Genomic DNA, 26,726 nt, shown 5'->3' with positions numbered 1-26,726 from the left:
TTTGAAATCGTGCATGAAAAAAGTGAGGTTGATTAGACCTCACTTTGCTAATCGATGTCACCCATCGACTTGAACATACGGCTATCGAATAGCACTTCATTTTCCAACACGACAATACTATTCACTATTTCTCGAACACTCTTACATAAATCAATCTCATCAAGTATTCGTTTTTCGTATAGCTCCACTAATCCTTTAATATTTTCGATCACTTCGGTGTCATTTGAATTGTTTCCGTCCTTTTCCTTGAGTTCCTCTATGTATTTATCTACATCTTTCTGCCCATTATTCATAAAATCAAACCTCCTTTTATTAATATCTTTTCGAGTTATCCCCGAAAAATGCATGCGCGTCCGAAAACCCAAAAAATTTTCGAAAACACGAAAGCGACCCGTAACGTAACGAGCCGCCTTTTTTATTTTTCGCCTGACCTCGTCCGTACCAAGAGGTAGCTGATAGAGTAGGTGTTACCAGAAGTACTTATTTAGGATACGAAAGTAACTATCGACAACCACCAATAGAGATATTAGTAAAATTAGCCGAAGTTCTAAAAACTAGCGCTGATTATTTGATCGGACTAACTGACAATCCGTATCCAAAGGAACCAACTCGAAACGCAAAAGAGTTATTAAAGGAAAAGGATCTTCACTGGGATGGAGTGCCACTAACGGACGAGGAATTAAAATCTCTGCGAGATATATTAGAATTAGTTGTTCGATATCGGCCCCCGAAAGCGATACAGGAAGAAAAAGAAAAAAGCTAGCATGCCTGGTGGGAACAAAAATCCCTGCCAAATGGCAGGGTTATAGCTTGTCGACAAAATCGACAAACTGAAAAGAACCTATAGGCTCTTTAAAGATGATGTTAATTAAAACATCATACTTGTCACCAGTGATAGGTTGAATATCTGATTTGATAGTTCGTTTCGAAGTGCATTCCAATAATTTGGAAATTGCTCCAAAATTATAATAATTACATTAGGCAAATTTAATTAATATCCACCTTTCCTGTTGCTTCTCGATGATTTGTCATTCAAATTGTATCCCGCTTATATTTTTGCTTGTTTAACTAAATCAATTTGTACAAGCCAAAGTCGTTCATTCTTCGCGTAACCATAACACGGTATGAAAATGGTTGTTTGTGAAATACTGTAAGTAAAACATCTCCCTAAAGGAGTGAATAACGTGAGAAACGGTGGAAGTAGAAAAATTCATCTATTTTTACTATTGGTGGTTACTGCCGTTTTTATTTGGTCAGCGATCAAGCCAGCAAGTTACCTGTCATGGCTGTTGGAGGTTAGTCCTGCCGTTGTTGGCTTGATCATCGTCATCGCAGCATACAATAAATTCCGCTTTACTACTCTCTCTTATGTCATTATTACTATTCTAGCCATTATTATGTTTGTCGGTGGGCATTATATCTATTCCAAAGTCCCGCTTTTTAATTGGATCAAAGACGCTTATGACTTAAAGCGAAATCATTACGACCGATTTGGGCATTTGCTTAAAGGCTTATTTGCAATTGTGTTGAGAGAAATTTTATTGCGAAAAACTCCATTAACAAAAGGTCCTTGGTTAGTTACCATTGTCCTAAGCATGTCGCTGGCCATCGCGGCTTTATACGAAATTATTGAATGGCTAGTTTCTAAAATATCCAATGGAGGAGAAGCGGCTAAAAACTTTTTAGGAATCCAAGGCGATATTTGGGATACACAATGGGATATGTTATGTAGCTTGATCGGTTCGATTGTTGCATTACTCATCTTTTCTAAACTACATAACAGGCTGTTAAAAAAAGAAGTAATAAAAGAATAAAAAAGATGGGACTCCCCCTTATTTTAATCGTTTAGGTGAAAATAACGGGGAGTCGTCTAAATAAAACAAAACCTATGTAAAGACAAAGGAGTTCTCCTAAGTTTACCTTGTTTTGTACAAATAAAATATGTATCGAGAGTGTAGAAACCGTTATATTGAGCGATCGCAGGATGGATGTCAATGCTTACAACACAGTAATCTTCCTCAGGCAATCCTATATATTCTTTTATCTCCTGAAATTGTTTTTCGGCGAAAAAATTCCTTTCGAAACGGCCCAACTTTTGAATCGCCATCGGAAAACCGTTTCGATTTATGTTCAACGACTTAACCAAGGCGGGATGGAGGCGTTGCGACAACTTCGCTATGTTCCCGGAAGAAAAACTTATCTATCTCCAGAAGAAGAACAAGAAATGATCTGCTAAGAACAATATAGAAATATCAAATCAAGACAGCTAAAAAACATTGATATATCAGCATTCTTTAAAAACTAAAAATCAAAATATGCCATGTTAGATGAGTTTTATGTGGGTAAAAGGTGGGTAAAATAAAATCTCGGGAAATAATTCGTTAGACAAAACTTCTTCAGAAGGCCGGAGTCTTACTCCGCCTTCTTTTTTACGATGAACAAAAAAGAGCCTACTCAAAGCGAGTAGGCTGTATGTGCTTTATTTTAATCCGAATTGAGATTTATTAATCAATTTTCCTCCTTGGAACATTAAAGAGGCGTTAGCACCAATATCTCCTTCTCCATTATATTCATACATAACTGTATGGTCAGCTGCACCAGGTTTTCCGGTTTCGGAAATTTTCTGACCTTCCCCACCAACAATTTGTTTTACTTGCTCATATGTCATGCCGTTCTGGATTTTATCGAATTCCTCTTTAGTGATCGTCACTTTAGAAGCCGCTTCATCTTCGATACCGAACTGTGCTTTGCTTATTAACTTACCGTCTTGGAAAGTAAAGTTAGCATTAGCTCCGAAGCTACCGTCGCCTTCGAATTCGTAAATAGCTGTATGGTATGGAGTTCCTTTTTCGCCTGATTCGGAAACGAGATTACCTTCTGCACCGATAATCTTAACGACTTCTTCATATGTCATACCGTCTTTAATTTGCTCGAATTTTTCTTTCGTTACTACGCCTTTTTTCTCTTCCTGTTTAGGTTCTTCTTTAGGAGTCGATGCGGTTTCTGTCGCTTCCTTTTCATCACTCTTTTTCGCTTGATCGTCACTTCCTCCACCGCCATCACTTGCCGCAGCGGCAACAATGATGATGGCTATGACCCAAAACCACCATTTTTTGTAGAATGGTTTCTTTTTCTTTTCGCTCATACTTTGTATTCCCCCTTTTTGTACTATTACGTTTACACCATATCACACTTGACACAAAAATATTGTCGAATTATGTCAAAAATTACCACATATTGACGCAATTTTCACATGGAATCATCTTCATCGTCCTCATGGAAAAATGGATATTTCAGGAGCATTTTCTGGAATAAACCTTCATCTTTGATCGGGAGTTTACTCTTCGGGGACTTGTAGTAGCATTTCTGGTGGATGACGGTGTTGATGATGTCGAGGAATACTTTTTCGTCCGGCTGAACTGGCTCCGAACAAATGGGACAACGTAGTCGGCCAACGATTTCAAACATGAAATCACCTCCGTAATGAATATTTCAACAAAAACAAAAAAAGCTCTGCCGTTTGGTAGGGAAGCAATTATTTCAATAATCCAAGCCTATCTAAAATTACGGCCAATTGTGCTCTTGTAACTGGTTCATCTGGACCGAATCGACCATCACTATGACCTTTGATGATTCCTGCTTTCATCGCTTTTCTAATGCTTTGTTCTGCCCAATGTCCAGCAACATCATCTTTCACAGAAACTTTTTGCACGGTAGCTTTTCCCCTTTTTTCTTGAGTCCGAACGCCTTCCCAAGACCGATGATGTGACCGTAGGCGATTTGTTGTAAGAATTGGTCCGATTTGAGTTTTGCCGCGTCGTTGGCGTTGTCAATGAATAAGTTCTCGGTCAAGATGGCCGGCATATGCGTTTCACGCAGCACGGCATAGTCTGCACGTTTTTTGCCACGATCTTTGACATTGCCTATTGCTTTCACGATCTCGGCGTGAATCACATTTTGATATGCGATTGTTGCCGAGCTAACATAGCCGTTGTAAATGTACGACTCGAATCCCGTGCCGCCACCGGCGTTGATATGGACGGAAATAAAGAAATCCGCTTTCAATTTGTTCGCGATCTCCGCACGTCCGCATAATTCTATGAATCGGTCATCGGTACGGGTGTAATGCACTTCTACACCTTCATAATCATCTAACATACAGCCAATTTGTTTAACAATCTTAAGTGTAAGGTCTTTCTCCCTCAAGCCGTTACCGACTGCTCCGCTATCTTGTCCGCCGTGTCCGGCATCAAGAACGATACGCACCATTATTTATCCTCTCCTTCTGCTTTTTCCAAAGCATATTTGGCCGTCGCTACTGAACCAACGCCATAAAGCGCATATTTTAAACCATTCACTAACACATCAAAAGAAAAAGCGTTCTTCTCAAAGATAGAGAAAGCAACGCCTAATACCACAGCAACAATCGGGATATAACGATTAGGAATGTTTGTTGCCCCACGAATCGCATAAAGCAAAACTGCTAACGCTACATATGCCGTGAATTCAATTGAAAGAATCGCTTCCATTTACCTCATCCTTTCAAATAATTGAGTAATGAAAAAATAAAAGTGACCGCCAATGCGCTGACGCTCACCCAAAAAGCTCTGTTTGCCCGCTTATCATCTTTTACTTCCTTTAGTTCCTTTTCGATATTTTTGAATCTTATATCCGCTTCTGCCCTTGTAATAAAATTTGCTGTATATGCATCAAGTTTGTTTTCAATTCTTTTCAACCCTTCAGTTAGTGATTCTAGTTGGGTCTCTAATTTTGCAATTCTTTCGTAGTCTTTTTGCTCCAATATGAAAACCTCCTTAAAAGCAAAATAAAAAAGCCCTATTTTTCAGGCTTCAGTTGCTGATGTTGTAACCATTTCTTCTAATTTTTCAACCCGTCCAATCAACTCTTGAACACATCGCCACAGATATGAAATCATTGCATATAGGTCAATCGCTTCACCAGCGACGATAGGCTCTGGTGCTTCATCGGCCATCAAGCCAAGGTGTTTTTTTGTCCCATCTTCTTCATACTGAAAATTGAATGTATAGATTTGCGTGTTTTTCACTTTCTCAATGACGCTATCGTTAAATTGTTCAATATTTTTCTTTATATCGCGTTTGGATTGAGTATTAAAAGTCGACGCCAAAATCGGTATATAGTCCCCTGTTGTATATGGTTTGACAGCTCGAATCTCAATTGGTGATTGCAAATAAATCCTGTCGTTTACAGATCGCAACGCTAAAAACCCGTTCGCCTGCGATATAGTTTTGTCGTCCAGTGCCAAATACTTTACTGCGACGGAGTTAAAAACAGGGGAGTACACAGAATAAAACTTTTCCCTGAAACCGGTTCGCATTTGCCATAACTTGTCTTCCGGATCATATGTCACCGGTTTGTCGCCTTCTACTAATTGTACGCCGTCCGCTTCAATCCATGAACCATTTACAGTTGAAAGAGGCAAAATACGCAAATACCTAGTCGCGCTTGTAGTCGTAAATGTTTTTGCATGCCGGACAACAGTAGGGTCATTGGCCGGCGTCGCTGGGAAGTCTTGTGAAGCGCCGCCAAGGGAATTCAAGTTAGCATCTAAAAATTCAATGTGCAAACGCGGGCCGGCGCCCGATGGATTATATTTTATCGATGTTCTAAAAAAAGCTGATAAAGTATAGATTGTATTCGGTTTGACAGGAATCCACTGCTCAAAACTCGCTCCACGGTGTACGACCGCAGTGTTTGCTCCAAAGATAGGATGATAACTATTTGCTGTTTCTGTATATTTGTCCGACAATAATTTTGGACTACCGAATAATTTCCATTTATAAAAAGCATCATCTGGATAACGGCTGATGTCAACTGGATTATCGTTCTCATCAGCATCGAACATTTCGAATGAATGGTCTTGAACTAGATTTGTTTTTGATGCTTGTTTTCACACTTGTAATCGGGTCTTCAACAAGGAAATCCGCTTGTTTTACAGTTACACCGTGCGTATCCAGGGCCACTTTATCATTCGAAACGCTGACGTTACCATTCTCATCAACAACAAACTGATTATTCACATTCAATCCGTTTAGCGATTTGATATGTTTAGCTTCAATAGTATCGGCGGCAATAACACTCGCAGTAACCGAGCCTGCAGCAAGATGCTCGGCTAATATAGCACCTGTTGCAATTGCCTGCGCTCCTACTGCATCGGCGACAATTTTAGATGCGGTTATTGCGCCTGCTGCTATTTTTTCAGCAGTAACAGCGTTTGCCGCAAGCGCATTCGTTAGAATGGATTCCGGGACAATTAAAGAGCCATCAATAATTGTTGTGTTTGGAACCGTTAGATGAATACCGTTTTTGTTTAGAAATACAAGTAAATCGTCATCTGTTAACCATGTAGGATAGGAGCTTGACGCATAAAAGTAATTTGGATCACTGTATTTCCAATAGACAAACGGAAGATTTGTGTTTCCATCAGCGATATTATAGACTTGTCCTTTATATGAAATTTTCACATCAGACCAGGAGATATAGCCAGGACTTGGTGTATTATCTTGTACAATCATGATGATCACCTACTAAAAAATAAAGTGAGTAGCAAGATTTAACTTATCCTCTGCGATAGCGCCTGCCGCTATTTTAGTGCCAATAACGGCTCCATTAGCCAATTGGGAACTTCCAACCGCACCGGCTGCAATATTAGTGGATGTAACGGCATTGCTTCCTAATTTTCCAGCAACAACCGCACCATTGGCAATCTTCACTGATGTAACTGCATTATCTGCAAGTTTCGTCGAGTTAACAGCTCCATCTGCTAATTTACCAGCACTTACGGCCAAATCAGCCAATTGTGCATTTCCAACAGCTCCTGTTTGAATATGATTAGATCCAATGGCATTTGTCGCAATTTTTGCTGATGTAACGGCACTGCTAGCTATTTTCGTTTCTGTGATAGCAGAATCGCTTATTTTTGATGAAGTAATAGCTAGATCAGCTAGTTTAGCCGTAGTGACTGCCCCTGCCGCTAGTTCATTACTTCCTACTGAGCCATCCAATAATGCGCCTCCTGGTGTCATTTTCCCTGGAGCCATCGTTAAATGAAATGTTCCGCCTTCGTTAATACCGATTAATACATCGTCAACGGTCAATGTAGGTTTTGTATCCGATGCTTGTAATTTTGTATTGTCTGTAGCATCAAAATCCCACCATATATATTTTTTATTGGTGTTCCCGTTGGTGATTGTATAAGTAACTCCTTTATATACAATGTTCACGTCTGTCCATGCCACATAGCCTGCTTGCGGGCTGTTGTTGGTAAATACATATCCATCCAGCAAATGAGTGGCAAGATTCAAATCATGCGAATGCACTCTATTCATTCCTTTTTGCGTTTCTAAAAGAACACCGATTCTGTAGGAAATGTCATGTAAAATGGAAACAAATTTATCTTGTAACACCTTGTCAACTATTTTTTCGATTCTTCTTTCAAGTTTTTTCGCCATATGGAAAACCTCCCCAAAAAGTTTTAGAAAATTAAATGAGTTTGCCATTTCATCTTTTCTTCGGTGATAGCTCCTGCGGCGATTTTGACATCTGTAATCGCAAAGTCAGCAATATGTTCGTTGCGTATTGCATCGAGGGCGATTTTTGCAGCTGTAATCGCGCCGTCTTCGATTTGATGGGACTTCAAAACGCCTTTCAAGTCCTCAAAACTTTCACGCGTAATTTTGACCCAGTTTTGACCGTCCCACTTTCGCCAAATCGGCGGATTTGTATTCTCATCCAGCCAAAAATCACCTTCAACTGGATTGAGTGGCGGATCTGTTCCTCTGCTAATTTTTCGTTCTGCGTATGCTTCGGTGTATTGTTTAGCGTTTTGTTCGGCTTGTTGCGCTTTGTTTGTTGAGACTTGATCCGCGTAATATGTGGCGTCTTCATAGACGGTCACGTCTTGAACGTCTGCGTATTGTTTTGCATTGGATTCGGCCGTGTTCGCTTTATTAGTCGCGTCTTGGGCAGCTTCGTTTTTGACGTTCGTGTCTTTCGTGTCGATTTCTTCCTTGGTGTACGTGACTTCCATCACTTTCGATAAAGAGACTTTCTTCGCAATCTCCGCCTGCAGACGTTTGTAAATAGAAAAAACATCTTCTTCCGTGTACTCGATATAGTCTCCAAGCGTTACTGTTTTTTGCCCATTCCGCTTGATTGATCGTTCGACTGTATGGATACGTGCTTCAAGATATAACGGCGGTGTGAAAGCTGTGTCCTTAATTCGGATAGTGTCGCCGAAACGGAATTTTTCATACTTCAAGCCCGGCATTTTTTCAAGGTCGGCGACGTCACCTGTATATTCGATGGACGAATCGATACGTTTTGCAAGCTCCGCTTCTGTTAGTGAGCGCAATTGTTCAAGCGTCATCTCGCTGTCGCTTGAATCCGGTTCGTATATATCTACAATATGTTTTCCGTTGCGTCCCCATCGCGCTAATGCGTCTTTATCTTCGACGAACACCTGTAAACGTGTACCGTCTTCACGTTCTGGGCCAATCCCAACAAGCGCCGTGACGATGCTCGAAAAATCTTCTTTCCTCTCGATACCGATCAAATCCTTGCCGAATTCGACTTCGCGTCCGTTCCAGCCGCCTACGTGTTCGATTAAATCAACATGACGCCGCGTGACTTTGTTGCCGTCCGTTTCGACGCGGAAATAAAGTTCTAAATTGAACTCGCTAGCAATCTGCTTCAAATACGAATATGGATTGGTGTATGATTCGATAGTGAGCGTGCGGGAGCCTGCAAAATCAACCGTTCCGACTTCCCATTCGGTATCTTCTAACGCCATATCAGCATGTTGTTTCGCTGTCCATGCCGGCGTTGTTTGCGGCTCGATTACTTTTGCTTTTGCAAGTTCAGTATATGAAGCACTTGTATAAACTTCGATGAATAAGCCGTCAGCGCCATGAAATTTCCGCGTATTCTCGATGATGAATTCGATATATTCGCCGTCTTCGTCGGGTATGATGACGCGGTTGCGCTCGGCCAAGTATTCGGAAAAGCGCTTATTCGCGAACGTCGTAAAGTCGAACGTTTCCAGTGTATCCTTTAACGACTTTGTATGTTTATCGCCCCAAAACGCATCCTCGTCAATTACGTCCAAAATGCGGTCGGTTTTTCTATCTGTAATATGAATCAATCAAACCGCTCCTTTCTCTATTTGAACCGTTCACGGTATCGACAAGTCACGTTAAATGACTGCTCCGGATAAAATTACCACTGAAAGCATCCTAGATAAGTCACCTCCACGAGGCGTTTGCATGTATTGCAGACGCTTTTTTATTTTTAGAAATTGTTTAAGCAAATCGCTGATTTTGTCATAACACGATGATACTTGTCTAATCCTTCCTTGTCTTAAGGAATATATTACATAGCAGGAGTGCTTTTCCTCCGAATATTCCAATAGGAGGTGAAAAGATATGTGTTGGGGATGTGGATATGGTAGCTACGGCGGTTATGGCTACGGCGGTTACGGCGGTGGCTTCAATTTTGTGTTGATTGTTGTATTGTTCATTTTATTAATTATTGTCGGAACTTCTATTTGGAGCGCCTAATATCCTAACGTTCTTATCAAAAACAGACTGCTTACCATAAATGGGGGGTGTTATATATGACGGGTTTTGCCTTGATTGTTGTCTTATTCATCTTGCTTATCATTGTAGGATGTTCTTGTATGGGTCTTGGCGGTTATTAATTCCCCACAAGGTGACATTTAATCTCTCTTAATCTCCTCATTAATCGGAATAGGTGGTTTCGTTTATTGAAAAGGAAAAGGGCAGGTTGGGTTAATCTGTCTCTGATAATGAAAGGACGATGAATTAAATGCCATTTTTTGGATTCGACCAAAGAGAATTCTTTTTTCGTGACGACTTTAGAAGAAGACGGTTTTTTCCCTTTAGAAGAAGACGGTTTTTCCCGTTTTTCCCTTTTGAAGACGACTTTAGAAGAAGACGCAGATTCTAATTAAACAAATGATTTAAACAGTGTTTCCATGGGCCTACGGGCCTTCTTTTTTTATAGAGAAAGATCATCTGCTGTGAAATAAAAAAATCCACATTTAATTTTTGTCAAATGGTTTATTGCACGAAACGAAAAGGATTGCCGTAGCAGTCCCCATCTTAAACTCTTGCACTCCTTTAGCTTAATAAGGATTTTTCTCTCGGAAGCGGCTCGATTTTAAATGCTTTATACCCATTTAATCCCTTAAATACACCTGTTAGTTGAACAAGAAAATCGACAGCATTCTTTAACAGAGCAAAATAAAAACGCCACCCAAATCGGAGTGACGCCCTGCTTCAATATATCTCACGATATCATCATAGCATGTCCGAAACAAAATAATCTGTCATCTTTCTGTCATTTTTCCTTCATTTTTCTGCCGTTTTCCTGTTACTATGTTTTCTACATAATTTACATTATGTTGAATTTTTGTTCTGTTTATTTATATAGGCAAAATTTCCCTGCTGATCTTGATTATAAATTGTTTATTTTGGAGAAGATGGGGGAAGAAACAATGTGAAGATGCAAGTGTGGAATGGAGCTTATATGCATGAAGGAGGATCGTATGACTGCTGAAAACGTGAATTTAAAAAATCATTCAAATTATGCAACTCGCTCTGCATACTCGGCTCGTAATCTATGGTCGGGCTTCCTGTTCGGTCTTGGTCTAGTCGCCTTTATCGATGAAACTGTTTTTCATCAACTACTGCATTGGCATCATTTTTATGACAAGTCCACGACCGATATTGGACTGGTCTCAGATGGTCTGTTTCACGCTTTTAGTTGGTTTGCAACAATCGGGTCCTTGTTTATGTTCGCCGATCTCCGCCGCCGAAACGCATTGTGGCTCACTAGGTGGTGGGGAGGGGTGTTACTCGGGGCCGGAATATTCCAGTTATACGACGGTACAATCCAGCACAAGCTAATGCGGTTGCACCAAATTCGCTACAATGTGAATATTCTCCCCTATGACTTGACATGGAATTTCATTGCCATTGCCCTGATCGTGGCCGGTACTATCCTCATTGTTCGCACACGACGCAGATTACAACAACAGGGAGAGACTGTTTCATATGAACATCAATAATCACATTCACCACAACGATGGAACTCACATTTATCACGCAGATGGGATAGTATACCAGCTACTCTTGGCACTACCATTTGTGCTGGTATTGGTTATGTATATCCTTGCTGCGTTCGTATCCAGTCGCCGCCACAAACAATGGCCGCTATACCGTACTGCCTTCTGGGCTTTCGGAGTTCTCTGTGCAGCTGCCACAGTTGTCGGCCCCCTAGCGAATCGTGCCCATATGGATTTCACAGCGCACATGATCGGTCATTTGCTCCTTGGAATGCTTGCTCCACTCCTTATGGTGCTAGCTGCGCCTATGACTCTTGTCCTACGAACACTCAATGTGACTCTAGCACGACGTCTTTCACGTGTGCTGAAGAGTTGGCCAGTTCGTATTCTTAGTGATCCAATTGTCGCATCCTTCCTTAATGTTGGAGGCCTATGGATACTCTATACGACCGACTTGTACGCGGCGATGCAACAAACTATTCTTCTTTATGTGTTGGTACACATACATGTATTCTTTGCAGGCTACCTCTTCACAGCGTCTATGATTTATATTGACCCTACACCACATAAGTCTAGCTTCGTCTATCGTGCAATTGTGTTGGTGATTGCTTTAGCTGGTCACGGCATCTTATCCAAGTACATCTATGCTCAACCACCTAATAGCGTGCCCACAGTACAGGCAGAAATTGGAGGAATGCTAATGTACTACGGTGGTGACGCTATTGACGTTGTTCTTATCTTCATATTTTGCTTTCAATGGTTTAGAGCCACCCAACCTCGAGCATCGTTGGCCATGGATAAGTACTCGAAAATATCAAATTAATCGATGTTGATTTTTCTGATTATCTGATACGGGTTAAGGAAAGAAAATCAAAGACCGTAGTGTACCTTTCCTATTACATTCAAAGAATTACTGACTAGGCATAATAGTGGTATATCAACCTTCTACTATAAGGCACAATTGTGGAGTAACGAAAGCCCAATTTTTCATTGCTATGACGGAAAAATTGGGCTTTTTAATTTGATGACAAACTCAACCAGGTGAGTTTGTCTTTTTTCAGTATATTAGCTTTAAAAAGATTGAAAAAGATCAATTTATTAATTATCGGTTCTAATCTCTCTGTCATTTCTTCTTCTTAACCCTAACAGTCCTGCTAAACCAATTAAACCAATCCAATCCCAATCTGTATCGTCATCATCGTTATTAGTAACGTCCGCATTTTGAGCCATGTGAGTTATTTTGTTTGTATTGTTATCGATGTCAATGTTGTTATTTTGAGCGTAAACAGCTATCCCACAAAGCATTAATGTAACTGATAGAGCACAAAGTGAATGGAGAATCTTTTTTAACACGGTTTTCACCTCCTTTTAATAGCTGTTGGCTTTAATATGTCCAATTAAAGGAACAATTATTCTTTAGATATAATGTCATCCATTTATAGGTAAATTATCCAAAAAAGAATTAACGTTTGATTACAGACGTAAGAAAAGGAGAAATCCATCTTTACACAAGGCATAGATCGTTCTACAAAAGAAGGGGAAAGTAGTTATTATCAAAGTTCAATAAGACATACAAAAAGACCGGTTTATGTCGGTCTTTTTTCCGTGGTTTAAAAATCAACATTGAAAAATATAACAAGGCCAATCATAAAAAAGTAAAAGCTTGCGGCATCTCAAGCTTTTAGATTAACAATCCGAACTTTTCACATTGAGCGGTGGTAGAACTAGCCAACCTTTTTCTTTATTCATTCTAAGCAATCTAGCGCCATATTGCGCCTTTTTTATGTAAAATTTACCATACATTAAAGCAATATCTTCCCTGATGCACTGCCCCATCATTGTGCTGCATGCCACTAGACCAGCTGCAATATCTTTACTAAGCATTGCAGCAATTTCCGGGTCAGTAAATCTCGCACCGGCAGGAATATCTTCCAAACATGCTTTTGGCCGTTCTGGCGGTGATGGCGGAAGTGCTATTCCATTTTCTTTTAACAAGTTTTCGGTTTCTTGTATTTCCGGTTTTAGAACATTTTCGATACTATCCTCAATAAAATTTTTTAAATCCTCATCACCTGTATGGTTGAGTAATGTTTGATATCCAGTTACTAATCCTTTAGCCGTCAGTAAATACGACCATACACCAAATACTTCTCCATAGTGCATTGGCTCTTCTTTTGGATTACCGCTTAAAATTTCCATAATAAATCCCATAATAACCCTCCTAACAAAATTCATATATCACCTTTTCTTTAGATAATGTGGATTGATTGAAATAAATTATGCAAAGAAATGCAAAGAAAAGAGAAGCTTTCAAAAAAACTTATTATGTTATTGGAAAAACAGTGTAATTTTGTACGAAAACTGCTGAGGGATGGTACCGTCAAGAAGTTTGTGTAATGCATGATAGGGTAGATCAACCTTTTCTGCACCACGAATCGGCTGCACAAAATTCATGTGAAGTCACCTCACTTTTCACCTCTTTATACACTTCAATACGCAAAGCAAAAGCTAATTTGTAAAACGCTTTTTCACGGATACGATAAAATGTCGATTCGCTAATCCCCATTTCATTGTAGATATCACAATCACGTGGTTCCTCTAAAGACATATATCGTTTAATGATTAGTTCCCTTTCGATTGCATTGAGCTTATTGACCGCACGGCGTATTTTCTCCATGTACTCATCTCTTTCACGTTCAAAGTCTACCTTCTTAATCGCCGCGCTTTCTGTAGATGAATGAAAAGTATTCGTGTTGCTTGGCGGCACGAGAGAGTACGTTTGCGTCACTCGTGTCAGGAATTCGTCCGGAACCGTCAACATATACATGCGATATTTTTCAAGTGCTGCCTCTACTGCTTCTTTTGTTTTTTCTCCGTCCGTGTCACGCAAAAAAGACAGTTGATAAAACCGTTTGCCCACTCGGACCCCTCCCGTGGTATAATATGGTCGAGGAACGACGTTTTACCTTCATTCTTTTTGGCCGGGAGAAGTCCTGACTTTTTTATTTGTATTAAACGTTTTAATAGTGGAAATAAATCTTAGTGGAACAAGGTCTATCTGCCCGCTCGAAGACTCGTATTCCTGTAGAATGACCTTGTTCCTTTTTAAGCCTATAACCTTGGTTCCTCCGCATCCAATCTTCGAATGAGCTTTTTCAAGTCCTCAATTAGCACGTCTTTCGAATAAACATCATCGCTCATGATTTTGCAAAGAATGTTTGTAGCCATTAGTTTTAGTTCAATAAACGTGCATTTATCTTCCCAGCTGTATGCCATTGTTATCACCTCATGGTTAGTATGAGGTGTAATAAACAGAACTATCATTTTGTTTCCTAAATGTGTTCTTCAGCTTCTTCTGCCCCTGATTCACACCATGTCACCGCCCATGTCAGCGAAATGCTAAACTGATTCATCATTTTTTCATTACCTGGGCTGTTTGTCTTATACAGGCTCACTATGTTTTACATAGGATGTAGTATCCTTTTAAATCAGGAGGTTTACAAAATGTCAGATGGCTTTGGCTTTAGATCAAACTTTGCTTTAATTGTTGTGCTGTTTATCCTTTTAATTATTGTTGGATGTAGTTGTTTCTTTGGTGGTTTTGGTGGTTACTAATCTAGAATCCGTTTAAAAGTTTTATAGGGCGGGTCATATAGATCCGTCCTTTTTTCTTTACTTATTGAATAACTAGGGCAACACAATGCTTATTTTGTTTCCTAAACCTTAACTATACTTATCACAACTTGATTTTTTGGCTGACCAAAATCGGTAATATAGGTAACTTCAACAAGTAGCTCCCGCCCTGTATATTCTTGCGTTTTCGGATTATATTCTTGAAGTAAGAGCAAATCATTCACCTGAAAACCACGATCGTTTTTCCGAATTTCAAATGTCTTTTTTCCTGATCGCACCGCTTCGAAATACTCTGGCCATATCTTTAATAGATGCTTCATAGGTATTCGCATAAAACTTTGTTCTCCTCCTCACTCAATAAAATCGAAAATACACATCTGCTCATAGTTTTCAGGCATTTCCTCTTCTGTTTCACATTCAAGCACTTCCGTTTCAAAAACAACCTCATTTGTTTCATTTTCATTTGCATCCACTTCTCGAAACTCCGTGAACCAGTGCAATGGGAAGCAACCAACGCACTTTTTTAATTGTTTATCGCGATAAACATACGCGTGTGTTTTCAATAGCTTCAAATAACACGTCCCTAACTGAATAAAAGCATATCCTCGTTTCCTCCAAACGAGCTTGGCTGCATAGATTTTCCAATGCAGGAATAGAGTCCACTGGCGGCTCGGGCGGCCATTCATCTTCCTGAACGATCTGAAACAGCGATTTATGAAAACAGCCTTGATGGGCACTTGCCTTTGGAAGCTTTGAAACGTAATAATGATCGGGACTATTTGAGAAGAGAAAATACTTTTTCCCTTTTTCAAGGACCATTGTTATGCCTGTGTCAACGCAAATGCCTTGTAGCAAGTTTTTCACCTTCTTTTACAGTTTCTTCGAACTGTTCATTAAGCAGTTTTGCTTTCTTTTCTTTTTAACTGTTCAATCAATTCCTATTAATTAACAAATGCCTGGGTTACTTCATACAATATTCAAAAAAATGGAGTTGTTCTTCATGGTGAAATGGATTGACGTATCTACATCACAACATCAATTAAAACTTTTTGATGGAAACAAGCTTATAAAAGCTTACCCAATTGCAGTTGGAAAAATATTGACACCAACACCTTCCGGGACATACACGATTATCAATAAACAACGTAATCCCGGCGGACCATATGGAGTGCTTTGGATGGGATTGTCAAAACCTCATTACGGTATACACGGAACAAATAACCCAGCTTCAATCGGTAAGAATGTCTCACATGGGTGTATTAGAATGTTTAATCATGATGTTCTAGAATTATCATCTAGAGTTCCAATTGGTACTAGGGTTTTTATTCATAAATGACAAGGCTGTCATCCTGCTCATCTCATGTTTTGCCTTGCAATCTCAAACACTCGCTCCCTATCCTCAAGCGATCGCCATACCCAGTGTTTTCCCTTTTTCTCGTACAGATCGAACCAATACTGCTCAAAATCCGTACGCTCTGTATATCCAGCGCGGGAACGGCCATCGTGATACAACTCTACACGGACCCACTTGTATACGTCGTCACACCGAATGATCGCTGCGTAATCGTCGCTTGTTCCCCATTCCCAGTCTTTCATATATCCAAGCACTTCCCAGCCGGGAAAAACGCTCTGTATCCTTCTCAATGTTTTATCATCGACCTTCTCATCCTCAACAAAATCGAAAATCGTCAGCTGGTTCATTTATTCCCTCCTTTCGGGAGCAGTTTGTTGCTGCTCCTCTAGTGGAACAATGGTGATTTCTACCCTCGGTGTCTCGCTGTACCATTTGGAAATATGTAAGTCTACCACCTGGCTGTCATCCTTCCAAATGACGTTTTTGAGCGCATCCTTTATGGATTTTGCATAGTTATCTACATCCGGTTTACTTGTCGGACGCAGCTGACCAGCTTCGGCTGCTGCCTTTTTCTTTTTGCTGAAACTTTTCAAGGTAGGCTTGTACACCTTAACAACAAGAGATATAGGTCCCTCGAGTAATTTTTCAGGACGATGTTCAGAAGCTACTAATTTCACGTATTCCTTGAAATTTCTCGATTTTTTCGGGTCATACATTCGGATATGACCGTCAATCATGGTTGCTCGAGGTCGGCCCTGTGCGACAGGCTCGCCATAGACAGTGAAGCTAATCATTGTGTCTTCACCTCATTTAGTTATTTAACATGTACCATCCGTAGAACATTGCAAGTACGATAACAATTCCGAATATCCATTTCAATAGAGGAGGCAGTGATTCAAAAATGATGACTGCACCAAAAAATATCAACGCAATGATCGATAATAATGTGAGCGCCACTAAAACGATTAATATTTCTATCACAGTCATCTCACCACCTATCAAACGCCTATATTCGCCTTGTGCAGCATTTTTCTTGTTCCAATAATTATTTTACATTCTCACAAAAAATGCTCGAAATTTGTCGAAATTTGAAGAGAGATAGGCATCATTGTTTTGCTTTCTCGGTTGCCAATACAAATCGCAACGTGTAGTAGTCCCAGTCGTAAATAGATTTACCTTCATGCTCTGTGATTCCCATATCGATGAGTTGCCGAATCATCATTTGACGTTTGAGCTCCTGAGTGTATTGAACCTTTTCATAGAGGATGCCCATCAGCAACACACCTCCATTTTCAATCGTTCTTTTGCTTCACGAAGCCGTCTTCTGAATTCGATCATCTCTTGTTCGAATTCTTGTCTAGCACGTTCCGCATGTTCGCAATCACAAGGAGCGAAGGCGACAGCTCTTGGCATCGCTGTTTGAACAACATATCCTTTTCCGTAACATTTCCCACACATTACCTATCACTCACTTTTCTGTAATCGAAAGTCCTCTCCCTCGACTTCGAGGAGATACAGACCACATTGTCCTATCAATCTACTTGCCGCAGCATATCCGATTTTTTCGCTCAATATTCCGCGATCTTCGTTGCTATTAAAGACAATCGGTTTTTGCTTTCTGTATCGCTCGTTGATAATCTGGTAGTACAACGCTTCTTTTGCTTCCGACCATTTTGCTTTGCCGATGTCATCCCATACCAGCACATCCGCGTTAATTGCGCTATACAGAAGCCGATCAAGCGTTTCTCCCTCATCGCTCATCATCTTGGCTTGGATAAGCTCGTCCATGAATGTGACGTCTGAAACAACGAGTACATTGAACCCGTCCTTAATGAGCCGTTTGGCCAGTGCGATTTGTAAATGGGTTTTGCCGATCCCAAAATTGTTATGCTGCTGTTTAACAACAGACCGCTCGCCGATCGGCAGTTCTTTTAAACGCTGCTCTCCAACAACAGCGATGAATCCGAGGTTTTTGTTAGGCATGATTTTCTTTATAGTGCCGTCCTCTTGTTTAATTACAGCAAACTCGTTTAGATAACTTATTGTCTTTTCATACATGGTCTGCTGATACTCATTTACTCGCTTATAGTTTTCAAAGTTAGCGTGAACAAACTCGTCCGGGATCAACGCTTGCTTGAATCGGCGCTTCCAGGCTTTTCTTTCTCTACACTCACACGGTTTTGCGAATTCATAGCCTTGCTCGTCTCTATAGAAAATGAATTCCGTATCTTTGCATTGAGAACATTCGTATTCATCCGCCCCAGGCTTTTCGGGCTGCTTCAGCTTCTCGGAGGATTTGCTCATAAGACTTGCTTTCTTTTGCAGGTCGGCTAACACCTCGGCGATGCTTGTGAACCGGGCCTCCATTGGTTTTCTCCTCTCCTTTTTGACCAAAATAACGATCGAGAATGACTTTTTCTACATACTTGAAGCTTTTAATGTAATCTAACCGGTGCTTTGGTTCATACTCGTCGAATATTTCATCGATGTATTTCAAAATGATGTCTATAGGGATGTTGTCACCTAATAATCTATGGATAGCCAACTCATCTTCTGGAGATAAATCAAAACCATGTGCTCTTCTTTGAATGAATTTGTTGGCTATTAACTGGAAATCACTTTGGTTCATTCTATCTTCCTCTTCTTTAATATTTTTTATATCTTTTATATCTTTATTGCATCGGACATTTTTGTCCGATCTCCCTACAAAAAATGTCCGATCTGTTGGGGAAGAGTGGTCATTTTTGTCCGATCTCTCTGTATCAGATAGGACACTTTTGTCCGGTCTCTGATGAACAAATTTCTTTGACTTTCTAACTCTAAAAATCTCTCCATAAGGAGCTCTTTTGGATTCGATATAACCGTACTCTTTGAGTTTTGCTAAATTACGCCGAATATTTCGTTCGTTTCCACCTAAATCAGCAACTATTTCAGCTATTTTCACAGGTCTACCACCGAGAACGATGCCCCAAGTTTCACCTTCTTCTTGTACTTCCTTTGTAACTTTAAAAATGAGCCATAAGAATTCCCAAATTGCTGAACCGATTTTTTCTCTATGCTGTGCTGTCAGTAAACCTGAATAAACAGGGAAATAAAAACTCTCGGGCATCGTATCACCTCAGCTTTCCTATTTCTTGATACAGATAACATATGGACCTTCAACCCTCACCGGCTTTAAGCCAGGATGGCTGCGCTTGATATATCCCTTATGTACTCGATGTAGAGTTTCTTGTTGCCAGCAGCCATCCAACGGAAACAATGTGGGATGACAATTAGGTATTCCATCATTCGATGTCAAAGCTCTCCTGTTCGAAGGCACTTGGTTTTTCTTCTGCTGGTTGTTCTTCCGTAACTTCGAAAGCTTCTGCTTCGATGTATTCCGTTTCTTGCACCTCGTTAGTGATATCCTTAACTTCCCTAACTTCTTTCTCATCCTCGTTGAACGCATTTTGCATTTCGATCGAGAGGATACCCCATTTCGCAAGCATGTTTCGCAAAACGGTTTTCATCGCCATATCATCATAATTTTCTTTCCAACTATGGCCGGATTTGCTGTATTTTTGGCGATGCTTTTCGACTTGATCCTTCGTTCAGTACACGGTTTTTTTGAATCCGTTGACTAGTTCAAAGTAGGCCGCGTAACCAATAACTGCGTCAGATACTCTTGCATCAAAGTCAATTTCAAGTTCTTCGGTAAGACGGTTCCATTTTTTCAGTTCACCTTCGTAAACCTCGATAACGTTGATTGACTTGTACTGCCCTGTTCGCAGAGCGAGCTGGACGTATCCTCTGTAACCGAGTTGGAACTGCGCTTTGTTACCATATGGAACAATCCAGGCGTATCCCAGGTTTTTGTCCACTGGCAAGTCAAGTGTGGCCGCCACCATCGCAGCTGAAATAACACTCATTGGTTCGCATTTTTGTAACACTGGATCGGAACTGTATAGGTTCACGATTGAAGTCATAAACTGTGGAGCACGCTTGTCCAAGATTTCTCCGAACCGTTTTTTTAGTGCTGGGCTTGCAAGCAGTCCTTTTAATGTCTGTACAGCTGTCGGTTGTTGCGGAACATTATTTTTGTTTTGCAGCTGTTTTTTTAGTGATTGAGTTGTGGCCATTGTATAAACCTCCTATTCCAAAGTGTTTATGGAGAAATAACGTGCGATACTTGTTTTAAGAACTTGCTTATAAATGTCCGGAAATTTTTCTTTTAGCAACTTGGTACCCACTCGGTTTGACACACGCGGTTTCCATTGCACCTCATAATTACCGACATATCCGATTTCCGCGTCTTTAAGCTCGTTTTTAAGCTGGTTCTCGATCGCCTTTTTTGTTGCTCCAACTGTTCGATGGTTTCCTTGAGTGACTGGTATTCTTCGATCTTTGACTTATAGGAAGCTCCTAATTGTGCAATTTTGCTTGGGTCCGTTTCTTTATAACGTTCCTTCAAAAATTTTTCCGCGGATGATGATCCGTCAAGCGCCGGCGGCTCTCCTTTCAATACGTGGTTATTCCAAAAGTCAATCTCCACGTGGAAAATCATTTCGATTAGTTCATCATCGCGCTCGATTTCTTTCCATATAAACTTTTGGCCGCCGATCAGAACAGCAAAATATCCTTTTTGATACTCTGGTCCTAAGGCACCGAGATAATGCTGCATTTGAACGATATATGCCTCCGGGATTTCTTCGTTTTCCCATTCCTTCGCCAGGAACACTGATGCTGTTTTACATTTCAAGATGGCCTTTTCTCCGACTATGAACCGATCAATGTTGGCCAAGATGAAATCATGCTCTGGATGTTGAAACATGGCGTTTCTTTTCCGCACCTTCTTCCCAGACCGTTTTTCAAACTCTTTCGCCACTAGGTCTTCGAGTAACGTACCAAAATATGCTGCTTCACTTGTTGAAGATTGTAGAGTGACTTGTCCGGTCTTTTCGAGCCACAATTCAAATGGCGTTTTGTATTTGTTCAAGCCGAGAACGATCGAAGCATCACTGCCGCCAATTCCTCTAGTTCTGGTTTGTAGCCACTCCTCATGACTCATATCTTTTGTATTTGCAAGAATAACGGACATTTTTTCATCCCTATTTCCTATTTAATTTTTGAAGTGATTCCTATATGATTATGATGAAAGTACCAGTTTTAAAGCATAACACTCTCCTTATGTCCTATTTTTGAAACGTCTCGCTCTACCCAGCGAGGCGTTTTTTTTATTCTACAATTTTCTGGATTGCACCGAGATTTTCTGTAAGATACTGACGAATATTTTCTTCCAGGACGATCTCACCGTCCGGGAACTCATAGATGGTATCGCCATACAAAATTTCATCACCGCAAGCATCAATTCCCCAGTGAGGACTTTCAAGGCGAACCGGACGAGTCATCGGATTTTCAACTTGCATGTGTCACACCACCTCGTTTGCGTAATTCAGCCAATCTGTTTATCACCGCCTGTCTTGTGCGGCCTAGATGCTTTGCGAGCTCCTTGCGCGGTAAATGTTGATTGTTCCAAAGATATGCGTCCTCTTCTTTTGTCCAATTGCGATATCTGGCCAATTCTTCGCCAGAAATCTTTTTGCCAAGTGCCTGCACCCGCTGACCGATCGGGCAGCTCGGGCAAACGTGAATGCTGGCATTAGTTACTGAACGAAACTGGCAGTCCTGGCACCGTTCCAACAGCGAGATGATCTGCAACCGGATGAGGTTTTTCTCCTCTCTTGTCACGTTTGCCCCTCCTTTCGCATAGATTAGTAATGCGACAGATGTGCTAGTGCACATCGTCAAGCGTAGGAATGCTGATATAGCCGGGGGATGGAGCCACCAGCACTCCTACGCTTGACGACAGGCACTAGGCCTGCCTTGTGAAAGGGAGAGGAAATGTGCTATATTGTCATTGGGCTGGTTTTTCTTTTTGTTGCAACGCCGCTTTTAGGCATTTGCGGCGGATTGCAACTTTTTGTTTTTCACGCTTCAAGTCGATTACTTTTCTCCAATCTCGACGACGACTATGAATCTCAATTTCCTGCACTAAGCGAGATTCCCAGTTTAGAAGGTCTATATATTCACGCCAGGTTGGGTTTGTGTAATTCGGTTGAAACATCACTCATTCCCCTTTCTCATAACGATCGCAATATCGATTCCTTTCTCCTTCATCATCTCAACGACCTGGAGCAGTTTGTCGTGCTCCTGTTTCTTCCGTATCAGCTCGTCCAAGTCGCGTTTGCATCGTAAAAACTCTTCTGCCCAACGCTCCGCTTCGTCTAAACGATTGTTTATCCATTCGACTCTTGCTCGATCTATATAGAGGCAGCCGCATTCCCATAACTTCTCCGCCAACTGTCGATCTTGTGGAAGGACGTTCATGATGCCATCCTCTCCTTTTGCAACAGAAGCCGGAATGTTTCCCTTCCTTTCGGTGTAATCAGCGTTTGAACGTCCGCCCTGCCGTTTCGTGCAAACTCCTTCAATTCAAATAGTTCCGGCACATACGGTGCATAAGGTTTGAGTTTCCCTTTCTGATCCCGATAAACAAATTTGTTTTGGAGAAGCCAATTGATGAAGAACCGTTCTTTGACTTTCAGTTCTTTTGCAGTATCCCGGAAATTCGTCAAAAGGTTTCGATCGACTAGGGCATCGAAGTAACCCGCTTTCGGCTTCATAGCAGCTATTTGTTCGTTTTGCTTGCGGACCGTTTCAAGAACACCGCGGAACATCATTTTTGTTTGTTCATCAGCAAACGGAAGATACGTATTGATAAACATTTCATCATTGGAGACATAGCCGCCGGTTTTTCTGATTGTTGGTAACACCTCTGCGGTTACCCAGCGTTTAAAGCGTTTTGCTTTTTCTTTGATTTCTAGATTGTTACCTTGTTTAGCTGCGCCGAATATCAAACTGTAAAGGCCTGATTCATTAATAAACTTTTTAGATTGTTTTCTGCCGAGGCTATCGATGACCTCACGGACCGTTAGGTCATCTTCTTCGACGTGATTTTTTAAAGCAACATGAGGGTTAGTAAAAGACAATGATTTTGCTGCTTCTGTAGCTCCAAACCACTCAACACCTTCAACAATCATTACTGGCAGCTCACCGAACATCGGATGATTGAAAATTTGTAATTGATTCATCACTTCTCTCCTCTTCATGCTTGTCCAATTTCATTCCCGAAAAGAAGCCCTAGAAGGCAGCCGGATCATATTCGCGATTGATGAGCTCGTGCAGCTCTTTTTTAAATCGCATTAGCTCGTTATGAATGCTGTAGTCGCATGTTTGGCAAATTTTCGCAACTTTGCGTGTGTAGAACGAAACCGCCTCCGGCAACGTTTCGAAGTCATACGTACTTGGTATTGTCATTTCCGTTCACCTTCTTTTCCGAATTTCCTATTTGGAGCCACTTGGTCCAAATATGTTGAATTTTCTTCAATCCAACGAAACACTTGGTCACGAGGATACCGAGCTCGTATATGTTCAAATTTCGGAAAGCCTGGGATGTCAGTCAAATTACTCACCGTAGAAAGCTGCACTTGAAAAATTTCTGCCAGGTCTTTCCGGGTAAGTAAGGGAGGATAGCGGTACTTTTTTCTCCCCTCCTCTACTCCAAGTTCGTATGCTTGCCTAACAAGATCTTTCACATATTTATCAATGTCCGGCACTTGGACAACCATTTGCATCAAAATCCCCTCTTTTTTCAAAATCACAAACTTGTATTTCCGACATTTTTAGTACATTTAAATCGATGTCTAAACAAATAGCTATTTTAGAAAGAGAATTAATACTTGGCATGTATCTGCCATTCTCGATATCCGATATATAGTTTCTAGACAAACTGGTGACGGAAGATAATTGATCTTGTGTCATTCCAATTTCATTTCGTTTTTTCTTGATGATTGCTCCTAACGTCTTTTTGTCTAACATGGTTATCACCTCCTGCTGATACTAATGTATTGTATTTCCGTCATTTTGTAAAAGCGCATTTTCGCCAAAATTTAAGCATTTTAAAGCAAAATTGAAACTTTTACTTGTATTTACGTCTAATTTCTTAATATTACTTGTATTTCCGTCTTTTTACGTATTGTATATCCGTCTTTTTCATACTATAATCAAAACATAAGCGTCGGTAATTCCGACAATAAAAAGAGGTGATTTAAGTGATTGGGGACAATATTAAATTTTTTAGAAAGAAGGCAAAAATGACTCAAGTAGAATTAGCTGAAAAAGCAAATATATCTAGATCTTATTTGGCGGACGTGGAACGTAATAGATATAATCCAAGCTTCGATACCCTAAAAGCAATAGCATCTGCGCTAAATGTACCTATAAGCAGTTTGATTGGTGAAGAAGATGCTAAAAACTCAAATCGTGATACGCAACTCCCAGAACTAACCGAAAAGGATGAACGGGATATCGCGAAAGATCTGCAAAGAATCATGGACAGCTTAGAGAGCCGTGAAGGACTGATGTATGACGGAGAACCACTCGATGAGGAAACCAGAGAACTTATACGCATTTCGCTGGAGAACTCCATGAGGCTTGCAAAGCAAATCGCTAAGAAAAAATTCACCCCAAAAAAATACAGAAAATAAATAAAACGGGGAAGAGGAATGAAGGGGATTAAAGAAATAGTTAGGCAACTTATTAAAAAACACAAGTCCAATGATCCGTTTCAAATTGCAAAAGAAAAAAACATAATTATCTTATTGGAAATACTCTTGGTTTTTATAGTTCATACAAACGGATTCAGTTCATTTATCTTAATAATCGACTGGATGAAATGATGCAACGTTTTGTATGTGCTCACGAACTTGGACATGCCGTTTTACACCCGAAATCCAACACCCCTTTTTTAAGGGCTAATACTCTATTCCCTGTTGAAAAATTAGAAGTGGAGGCAAACACTTTTGCTGTTGAGTTATTACTTCCAGATGACATTATGACTCAATACCAGAACACCAACCTGACCATATATGACGTAGCAGAAATACATAGCATACCAAAGGAATTTGTCTATCTAAAAAAAATTTAACCATTAAACCGAACGTACATTCTTATTTTAAAGGAGGTGATGCCTTTATCGGGTGTCATCTCGAACAACCTAGAACCAAAAAATACCGTTGTAAAAAATTCGGAAAGGAGTGATATGAATGGCTTCATTTCAGAAATACAAAACAAAAGATAGCGAAAAATGGATGTTTAAGATGGATGTCGGAATTGATCCTGCTACTGGGAAACGTAAAACAACGACACGCCGAGGTTTTAAAACAAAAAAAGAAGCACAGCTGGCTGCTGCGAAATTGTATGAAGAAATAAATAGTGGCACCTATATAAAAGACACTGACATCCTCTTTAAAGATTTCGCCGAGGATTGGCTAAAAATGTATAGTGAAACAGCAAAAATAAGCACTGTCCGCATCAGAAAACATGAGCTGAAGCACTTATTAGGTTATTTTGGGCACTTAAAACTGAAAGATATTACGCGAAAGATGTATCAAGATATGCTTTTTGATTTAAAGAAAAAAGGATACGCGGATAGTACACTAGATGGCATTCATACAACTGGAAAAATGATTTTTAAAAAAGCTATGGAATTAGAGCTGATTAAGTCCAATCCTACCGAATACACAAAAGTCCCTAAACAGAAAAAGACTATAGAAGATATAGAGAACGACAAAATAAAATTTCTGGAGAAAGAGGAATTAGCCATCTTTCTAAAAGCAGCTAAAGAACACGGATTGTATATGGATTACGTTATCTTTTCAACTTTAGCGTATAGTGGAATGAGGCTTGGAGAACTACTAGCACTTCAGTGGAAAGACATTAATTTTAAAGATCACACAATCACTATTACCAAAACTCTGTATAATCCCAAAGGCAAAGAAGGCCAATATGAATTGTTGACTCCTAAAACAAGCGGATCCATTCGAACCATTAAGATGGATCCAAACGTTATGACTCTTTTGAAGAAGCACATAGCTGAACAAAACGAAATAAAGATGAGAATGAGGGATAAGTATCATGATCATGATTTTGTGTTCGCTCGACCAAGTGGATACCCTGAAGTTATGAAAAAAGTGGAAGATAGAATGAAACGCCTTTTAAAAATCGCAAAAATTGATAAACATGTAACCCCCCATTCTCTGCGACATACGCATACAAGCTTACTCATTGAAGCAGGAGTTGGTATCAAAGAAATTCAGCAACGTCTTGGCCATACAGATATTGAAACGACTATGAACATTTACGCTCATATGACTAAAAATTTGGAGGAAAAAGCTTCCCAAAAGTTCAGCGAACTAATGAGAAGCTTTATAAAAAATTTATAATTTTTTCGTGGTCAAAATGTGGTCAAAAAAAGAGAAAGAACACTAATGAACCTCTATTTTCCGAGATTTTTTTGGATTATTACATCATGATATCAACGATAGGCTTGGCACTCATTCCTGGGATGGCCGTGCTGCCGATATGATAGATGCGCAAACACTCTTTCCCAAATACCCGTTTCAGCTTTTCCGCTTCCTCGGCAAACATCGTTGCCCATTGTTTACAAAATGGGACGACTTCTACTTTCCGCGCGATGATCATCACGTCCTTTTCATCTTCTATCGCTGTAAAACA

Annotated in this window: 43 protein-coding genes and 5 pseudogenes; 12 read left to right on the top strand and 36 right to left on the bottom strand. The window is 40.3% G+C overall.

The genetic code is table 11. From position 1 onward, the window contains the following. Positions 1-47: 47 nt before the first annotated feature. Positions 48-293, bottom strand: coding sequence for a hypothetical protein (locus HT574_RS05255; RefSeq protein ID WP_175243707.1), 246 nt, complete (start codon positions 291-293; stop codon positions 48-50). 161 nt (positions 294-454) lie between these two features. On the opposite strand from HT574_RS05255, the pseudogene HT574_RS05250 reads away from it, so the two are divergent. Both HT574_RS05250 and HT574_RS05245 read left to right on the top strand, forming a co-directional pair. Continuing rightward, positions 455-763: pseudogene (locus tag HT574_RS05250) on the top strand (helix-turn-helix domain-containing protein); the annotation flags it as partial. A 421-nt stretch (positions 764-1,184) separates the two neighbouring features. Further along, positions 1,185-1,814: a DUF2238 domain-containing protein gene (locus tag HT574_RS05245; protein ID WP_175243706.1), complete on the top strand. Its 630-nt coding sequence runs from the start codon at positions 1,185-1,187 to the stop codon at positions 1,812-1,814. 125 nt (positions 1,815-1,939) lie between these two features. Here HT574_RS05245 and HT574_RS19800 read toward each other — a convergent pair. Further along, positions 1,940-2,077 (bottom strand): annotated as a pseudogene (locus HT574_RS19800) (DUF6044 family protein); the annotation flags it as partial. Between HT574_RS19800 and HT574_RS20440 the strand changes: the two are divergent. Next, positions 2,054-2,236 carry a helix-turn-helix domain-containing protein gene (locus HT574_RS20440; protein ID WP_254698570.1) on the top strand — a complete coding sequence of 61 codons (183 nt, stop codon included), beginning with the start codon at positions 2,054-2,056 and terminating at the stop codon, positions 2,234-2,236. The pseudogene HT574_RS19800 and the gene HT574_RS20440 overlap by 24 nt on opposite strands. 243 nt (positions 2,237-2,479) lie before the next feature. On the opposite strand, the gene HT574_RS05235 is transcribed toward HT574_RS20440, so the two are convergent. The 10 genes from HT574_RS05235 to HT574_RS05190 all read right to left on the bottom strand — a co-directional run bounded on the left by HT574_RS05235 (position 2,480) and on the right by HT574_RS05190 (position 9,181). Next, positions 2,480-3,145, bottom strand: a complete 666-nt coding sequence (locus HT574_RS05235) for a DUF3862 domain-containing protein (RefSeq protein ID WP_175243704.1) — start codon at positions 3,143-3,145, stop codon at positions 2,480-2,482. 104 nt (positions 3,146-3,249) lie between these two features. Continuing rightward, positions 3,250-3,468: a hypothetical protein gene (locus HT574_RS05230; protein ID WP_175243703.1), complete on the bottom strand. Its 219-nt coding sequence runs from the start codon at positions 3,466-3,468 to the stop codon at positions 3,250-3,252. A gap of 67 nt (positions 3,469-3,535) precedes the next feature. After that, on the bottom strand, positions 3,536-3,712 hold the full coding sequence (locus HT574_RS05225; protein ID WP_309138273.1) for an S-layer homology domain-containing protein: 177 nt from the start codon (positions 3,710-3,712) through the stop codon (positions 3,536-3,538). Beyond that, a complete protein-coding gene (locus HT574_RS05220) occupies positions 3,694-4,269 on the bottom strand; it encodes an N-acetylmuramoyl-L-alanine amidase family protein (RefSeq protein ID WP_175243702.1) in 576 nt (191 codons plus the stop codon). The genes HT574_RS05225 and HT574_RS05220 overlap by 19 nt, the downstream gene beginning before the upstream one ends. Beyond that, complete coding sequence (locus HT574_RS05215; protein WP_175243701.1) at positions 4,269-4,529, bottom strand: hypothetical protein; 261 nt, start codon at positions 4,527-4,529, stop codon at positions 4,269-4,271. Before HT574_RS05215 ends, HT574_RS05220 begins: the two co-directional genes overlap by 1 nt. 5 nt (positions 4,530-4,534) lie before the next feature. Beyond that, complete coding sequence (locus tag HT574_RS05210) at positions 4,535-4,801, bottom strand: hypothetical protein (protein ID WP_175243700.1); 267 nt, start codon at positions 4,799-4,801, stop codon at positions 4,535-4,537. A gap of 42 nt (positions 4,802-4,843) precedes the next feature. Beyond that, positions 4,844-5,884 (bottom strand): tail fiber domain-containing protein, encoded by a 1,041-nt coding sequence (locus HT574_RS05205; RefSeq protein WP_175243699.1) that lies wholly within the window; start codon positions 5,882-5,884, stop codon positions 4,844-4,846. Then, a complete protein-coding gene (locus HT574_RS05200) occupies positions 5,871-6,554 on the bottom strand; it encodes a hypothetical protein (RefSeq protein WP_175243698.1) in 684 nt (227 codons plus the stop codon). The genes HT574_RS05205 and HT574_RS05200 overlap by 14 nt, the downstream gene beginning before the upstream one ends. A 12-nt stretch (positions 6,555-6,566) precedes the next feature. Beyond that, entirely contained in the window at positions 6,567-7,490 is a 924-nt protein-coding gene (locus HT574_RS05195; RefSeq protein WP_175243697.1) for a hypothetical protein, read from the bottom strand. 23 nt (positions 7,491-7,513) lie between these two features. Further along, positions 7,514-9,181 (bottom strand): phage tail spike protein, encoded by a 1,668-nt coding sequence (locus HT574_RS05190; RefSeq protein WP_175243696.1) that lies wholly within the window; start codon positions 9,179-9,181, stop codon positions 7,514-7,516. 280 nt (positions 9,182-9,461) lie between these two features. Between HT574_RS05190 and yjcZ the strand changes: the two genes are divergently transcribed. From yjcZ to HT574_RS05170, 4 genes are all read left to right on the top strand, one after another. Next, positions 9,462-9,596 (top strand): sporulation protein YjcZ, encoded by a 135-nt coding sequence (yjcZ, locus tag HT574_RS05185; RefSeq protein ID WP_175243695.1) that lies wholly within the window; start codon positions 9,462-9,464, stop codon positions 9,594-9,596. A 56-nt stretch (positions 9,597-9,652) separates the two neighbouring features. Beyond that, positions 9,653-9,736, top strand: coding sequence for a YjcZ family sporulation protein (locus HT574_RS05180; protein ID WP_175243809.1), 84 nt, complete (start codon positions 9,653-9,655; stop codon positions 9,734-9,736). An 870-nt stretch (positions 9,737-10,606) separates the two neighbouring features. Next, positions 10,607-11,128, top strand: a complete 522-nt coding sequence (locus HT574_RS05175) for a DUF2243 domain-containing protein (RefSeq protein WP_175243694.1) — start codon at positions 10,607-10,609, stop codon at positions 11,126-11,128. After that, positions 11,115-11,948: a cytochrome c oxidase assembly protein gene (locus tag HT574_RS05170; protein WP_175243693.1), complete on the top strand. Its 834-nt coding sequence runs from the start codon at positions 11,115-11,117 to the stop codon at positions 11,946-11,948. The genes HT574_RS05175 and HT574_RS05170 overlap by 14 nt, the downstream gene beginning before the upstream one ends. 275 nt (positions 11,949-12,223) lie before the next feature. Here HT574_RS05170 and HT574_RS05165 read toward each other — a convergent pair whose 3' ends face one another. The 4 genes from HT574_RS05165 to HT574_RS05150 form a co-directional block, all read right to left on the bottom strand. After that, positions 12,224-12,478, bottom strand: coding sequence for a WGxxGxxG family protein (locus HT574_RS05165; RefSeq protein WP_175243692.1), 255 nt, complete (start codon positions 12,476-12,478; stop codon positions 12,224-12,226). A gap of 333 nt (positions 12,479-12,811) precedes the next feature. Further along, complete coding sequence (locus HT574_RS05160; protein WP_175243808.1) at positions 12,812-13,324, bottom strand: DUF3231 family protein; 513 nt, start codon at positions 13,322-13,324, stop codon at positions 12,812-12,814. Positions 13,325-13,538: 214 nt separating this feature from the next. Continuing rightward, positions 13,539-14,045, bottom strand: coding sequence for an ArpU family phage packaging/lysis transcriptional regulator (locus HT574_RS05155; RefSeq protein WP_309138272.1), 507 nt, complete (start codon positions 14,043-14,045; stop codon positions 13,539-13,541). A 191-nt stretch (positions 14,046-14,236) separates the two neighbouring features. Further along, positions 14,237-14,401 carry a hypothetical protein gene (locus HT574_RS05150; RefSeq protein ID WP_175243691.1) on the bottom strand — a complete coding sequence of 55 codons (165 nt, stop codon included), beginning with the start codon at positions 14,399-14,401 and terminating at the stop codon, positions 14,237-14,239. 228 nt (positions 14,402-14,629) lie between these two features. On the opposite strand from HT574_RS05150, the gene HT574_RS05145 reads away from it, so the two are divergent. Then, positions 14,630-14,740 (top strand): YjcZ family sporulation protein, encoded by a 111-nt coding sequence (locus HT574_RS05145; protein ID WP_081157681.1) that lies wholly within the window; start codon positions 14,630-14,632, stop codon positions 14,738-14,740. A 101-nt stretch (positions 14,741-14,841) separates the two neighbouring features. Here the strand turns inward: HT574_RS05145 and HT574_RS05140 are convergent, their stop codons facing one another. Then, positions 14,842-15,090: an ASCH/PUA domain-containing protein gene (locus HT574_RS05140; protein ID WP_254698569.1), complete on the bottom strand. Its 249-nt coding sequence runs from the start codon at positions 15,088-15,090 to the stop codon at positions 14,842-14,844. A gap of 18 nt (positions 15,091-15,108) precedes the next feature. After that, positions 15,109-15,231, bottom strand: a complete 123-nt coding sequence (locus tag HT574_RS20195; protein ID WP_256410203.1) for a hypothetical protein — start codon at positions 15,229-15,231, stop codon at positions 15,109-15,111. Between the two features lie 527 nt (positions 15,232-15,758). On the opposite strand from HT574_RS20195, the gene HT574_RS05135 reads away from it, so the two are divergent. Next, entirely contained in the window at positions 15,759-16,094 is a 336-nt protein-coding gene (locus HT574_RS05135; RefSeq protein WP_175243690.1) for a L,D-transpeptidase, read from the top strand. 17 nt (positions 16,095-16,111) lie between these two features. Here HT574_RS05135 and HT574_RS05130 read toward each other — a convergent pair whose 3' ends face one another. The 17 genes and pseudogenes from HT574_RS05130 to HT574_RS05055 form a co-directional block, all read right to left on the bottom strand. After that, the gene (locus HT574_RS05130; RefSeq protein ID WP_175243689.1) at positions 16,112-16,459 is read right to left on the bottom strand and encodes a hypothetical protein; all 348 of its coding nucleotides are present in this window, start codon (positions 16,457-16,459) and stop codon (positions 16,112-16,114) included. Further along, positions 16,460-16,906: a RusA family crossover junction endodeoxyribonuclease gene (locus HT574_RS05125; RefSeq protein WP_175243688.1), complete on the bottom strand. Its 447-nt coding sequence runs from the start codon at positions 16,904-16,906 to the stop codon at positions 16,460-16,462. A gap of 16 nt (positions 16,907-16,922) precedes the next feature. After that, the gene (locus HT574_RS05120) at positions 16,923-17,099 is read right to left on the bottom strand and encodes a hypothetical protein (protein WP_175243687.1); all 177 of its coding nucleotides are present in this window, start codon (positions 17,097-17,099) and stop codon (positions 16,923-16,925) included. A gap of 118 nt (positions 17,100-17,217) precedes the next feature. Further along, positions 17,218-17,334: a UBA domain-containing protein gene (locus tag HT574_RS20640; RefSeq protein ID WP_483874546.1), complete on the bottom strand. Its 117-nt coding sequence runs from the start codon at positions 17,332-17,334 to the stop codon at positions 17,218-17,220. A 50-nt stretch (positions 17,335-17,384) separates the two neighbouring features. Then, positions 17,385-17,570 carry a hypothetical protein gene (locus HT574_RS05115; protein WP_175243686.1) on the bottom strand — a complete coding sequence of 62 codons (186 nt, stop codon included), beginning with the start codon at positions 17,568-17,570 and terminating at the stop codon, positions 17,385-17,387. Between the two features lie 6 nt (positions 17,571-17,576). After that, the gene (locus tag HT574_RS05110; protein ID WP_175243805.1) at positions 17,577-18,416 is read right to left on the bottom strand and encodes an ATP-binding protein; all 840 of its coding nucleotides are present in this window, start codon (positions 18,414-18,416) and stop codon (positions 17,577-17,579) included. Beyond that, entirely contained in the window at positions 18,364-19,221 is an 858-nt protein-coding gene (locus HT574_RS05105; protein WP_175243685.1) for a helix-turn-helix domain-containing protein, read from the bottom strand. The genes HT574_RS05110 and HT574_RS05105 overlap by 53 nt, the downstream gene beginning before the upstream one ends. Positions 19,222-19,396: 175 nt before the next feature. Beyond that, a pseudogene (locus tag HT574_RS05100) lies at positions 19,397-20,230 on the bottom strand (recombinase RecT). Between the two features lie 12 nt (positions 20,231-20,242). Beyond that, positions 20,243-21,189 (bottom strand): annotated as a pseudogene (locus HT574_RS05095) (YqaJ viral recombinase family nuclease). Between the two features lie 136 nt (positions 21,190-21,325). Then, positions 21,326-21,517, bottom strand: a complete 192-nt coding sequence (locus HT574_RS05090) for a YqaI family protein (protein WP_175243684.1) — start codon at positions 21,515-21,517, stop codon at positions 21,326-21,328. Then, positions 21,507-21,893 carry a helix-turn-helix domain-containing protein gene (locus HT574_RS05085; RefSeq protein ID WP_217499428.1) on the bottom strand — a complete coding sequence of 129 codons (387 nt, stop codon included), beginning with the start codon at positions 21,891-21,893 and terminating at the stop codon, positions 21,507-21,509. Before HT574_RS05085 ends, HT574_RS05090 begins: the two co-directional genes overlap by 11 nt. Positions 21,894-22,005: 112 nt before the next feature. Beyond that, a complete protein-coding gene (locus HT574_RS05080; RefSeq protein WP_254698568.1) occupies positions 22,006-22,215 on the bottom strand; it encodes a hypothetical protein in 210 nt (69 codons plus the stop codon). Further along, entirely contained in the window at positions 22,215-22,478 is a 264-nt protein-coding gene (locus HT574_RS05075) for a hypothetical protein (protein WP_175243683.1), read from the bottom strand. Before HT574_RS05075 ends, HT574_RS05080 begins: the two co-directional genes overlap by 1 nt. Next, positions 22,475-23,242: a phage antirepressor KilAC domain-containing protein gene (locus tag HT574_RS05070; protein WP_175243682.1), complete on the bottom strand. Its 768-nt coding sequence runs from the start codon at positions 23,240-23,242 to the stop codon at positions 22,475-22,477. The genes HT574_RS05075 and HT574_RS05070 overlap by 4 nt, the downstream gene beginning before the upstream one ends. A 49-nt stretch (positions 23,243-23,291) precedes the next feature. Next, a complete protein-coding gene (locus tag HT574_RS05065) occupies positions 23,292-23,468 on the bottom strand; it encodes a hypothetical protein (RefSeq protein WP_175243681.1) in 177 nt (58 codons plus the stop codon). Next, entirely contained in the window at positions 23,465-23,785 is a 321-nt protein-coding gene (locus tag HT574_RS05060; protein WP_175243680.1) for a MerR family transcriptional regulator, read from the bottom strand. Before HT574_RS05060 ends, HT574_RS05065 begins: the two co-directional genes overlap by 4 nt. Next, positions 23,754-24,029: a helix-turn-helix domain-containing protein gene (locus HT574_RS05055; RefSeq protein ID WP_175243679.1), complete on the bottom strand. Its 276-nt coding sequence runs from the start codon at positions 24,027-24,029 to the stop codon at positions 23,754-23,756. Before HT574_RS05055 ends, HT574_RS05060 begins: the two co-directional genes overlap by 32 nt. Positions 24,030-24,262: 233 nt before the next feature. Here HT574_RS05055 and HT574_RS05050 point away from each other — a divergent pair, with 233 nt between their 5' ends. From HT574_RS05050 to HT574_RS05040, 3 genes and pseudogenes are all read left to right on the top strand, one after another. Beyond that, positions 24,263-24,697 (top strand): helix-turn-helix domain-containing protein, encoded by a 435-nt coding sequence (locus tag HT574_RS05050; RefSeq protein WP_175243678.1) that lies wholly within the window; start codon positions 24,263-24,265, stop codon positions 24,695-24,697. 18 nt (positions 24,698-24,715) lie between these two features. Then, positions 24,716-25,137, top strand: a pseudogene (locus tag HT574_RS05045) (ImmA/IrrE family metallo-endopeptidase). Between the two features lie 118 nt (positions 25,138-25,255). Further along, a complete protein-coding gene (locus HT574_RS05040) occupies positions 25,256-26,434 on the top strand; it encodes a site-specific integrase (RefSeq protein WP_175243677.1) in 1,179 nt (392 codons plus the stop codon). Positions 26,435-26,513: 79 nt separating this feature from the next. Here the strand turns inward: HT574_RS05040 and HT574_RS05035 are convergent, their stop codons facing one another. Continuing rightward, the gene (locus HT574_RS05035) at positions 26,514-26,693 is read right to left on the bottom strand and encodes a GrpB family protein (RefSeq protein ID WP_254698600.1); all 180 of its coding nucleotides are present in this window, start codon (positions 26,691-26,693) and stop codon (positions 26,514-26,516) included. Positions 26,694-26,726: the final 33 nt, after the last annotated feature.

This window comes from Parageobacillus sp. VR-IP, from assembly GCF_013357975.1.
GTDB classification, from domain to species: domain Bacteria; phylum Bacillota; class Bacilli; order Bacillales; family Anoxybacillaceae; genus Saccharococcus; species Saccharococcus caldoxylosilyticus.
This window is presented reverse-complemented; position numbering and strand designations above follow the sequence as displayed.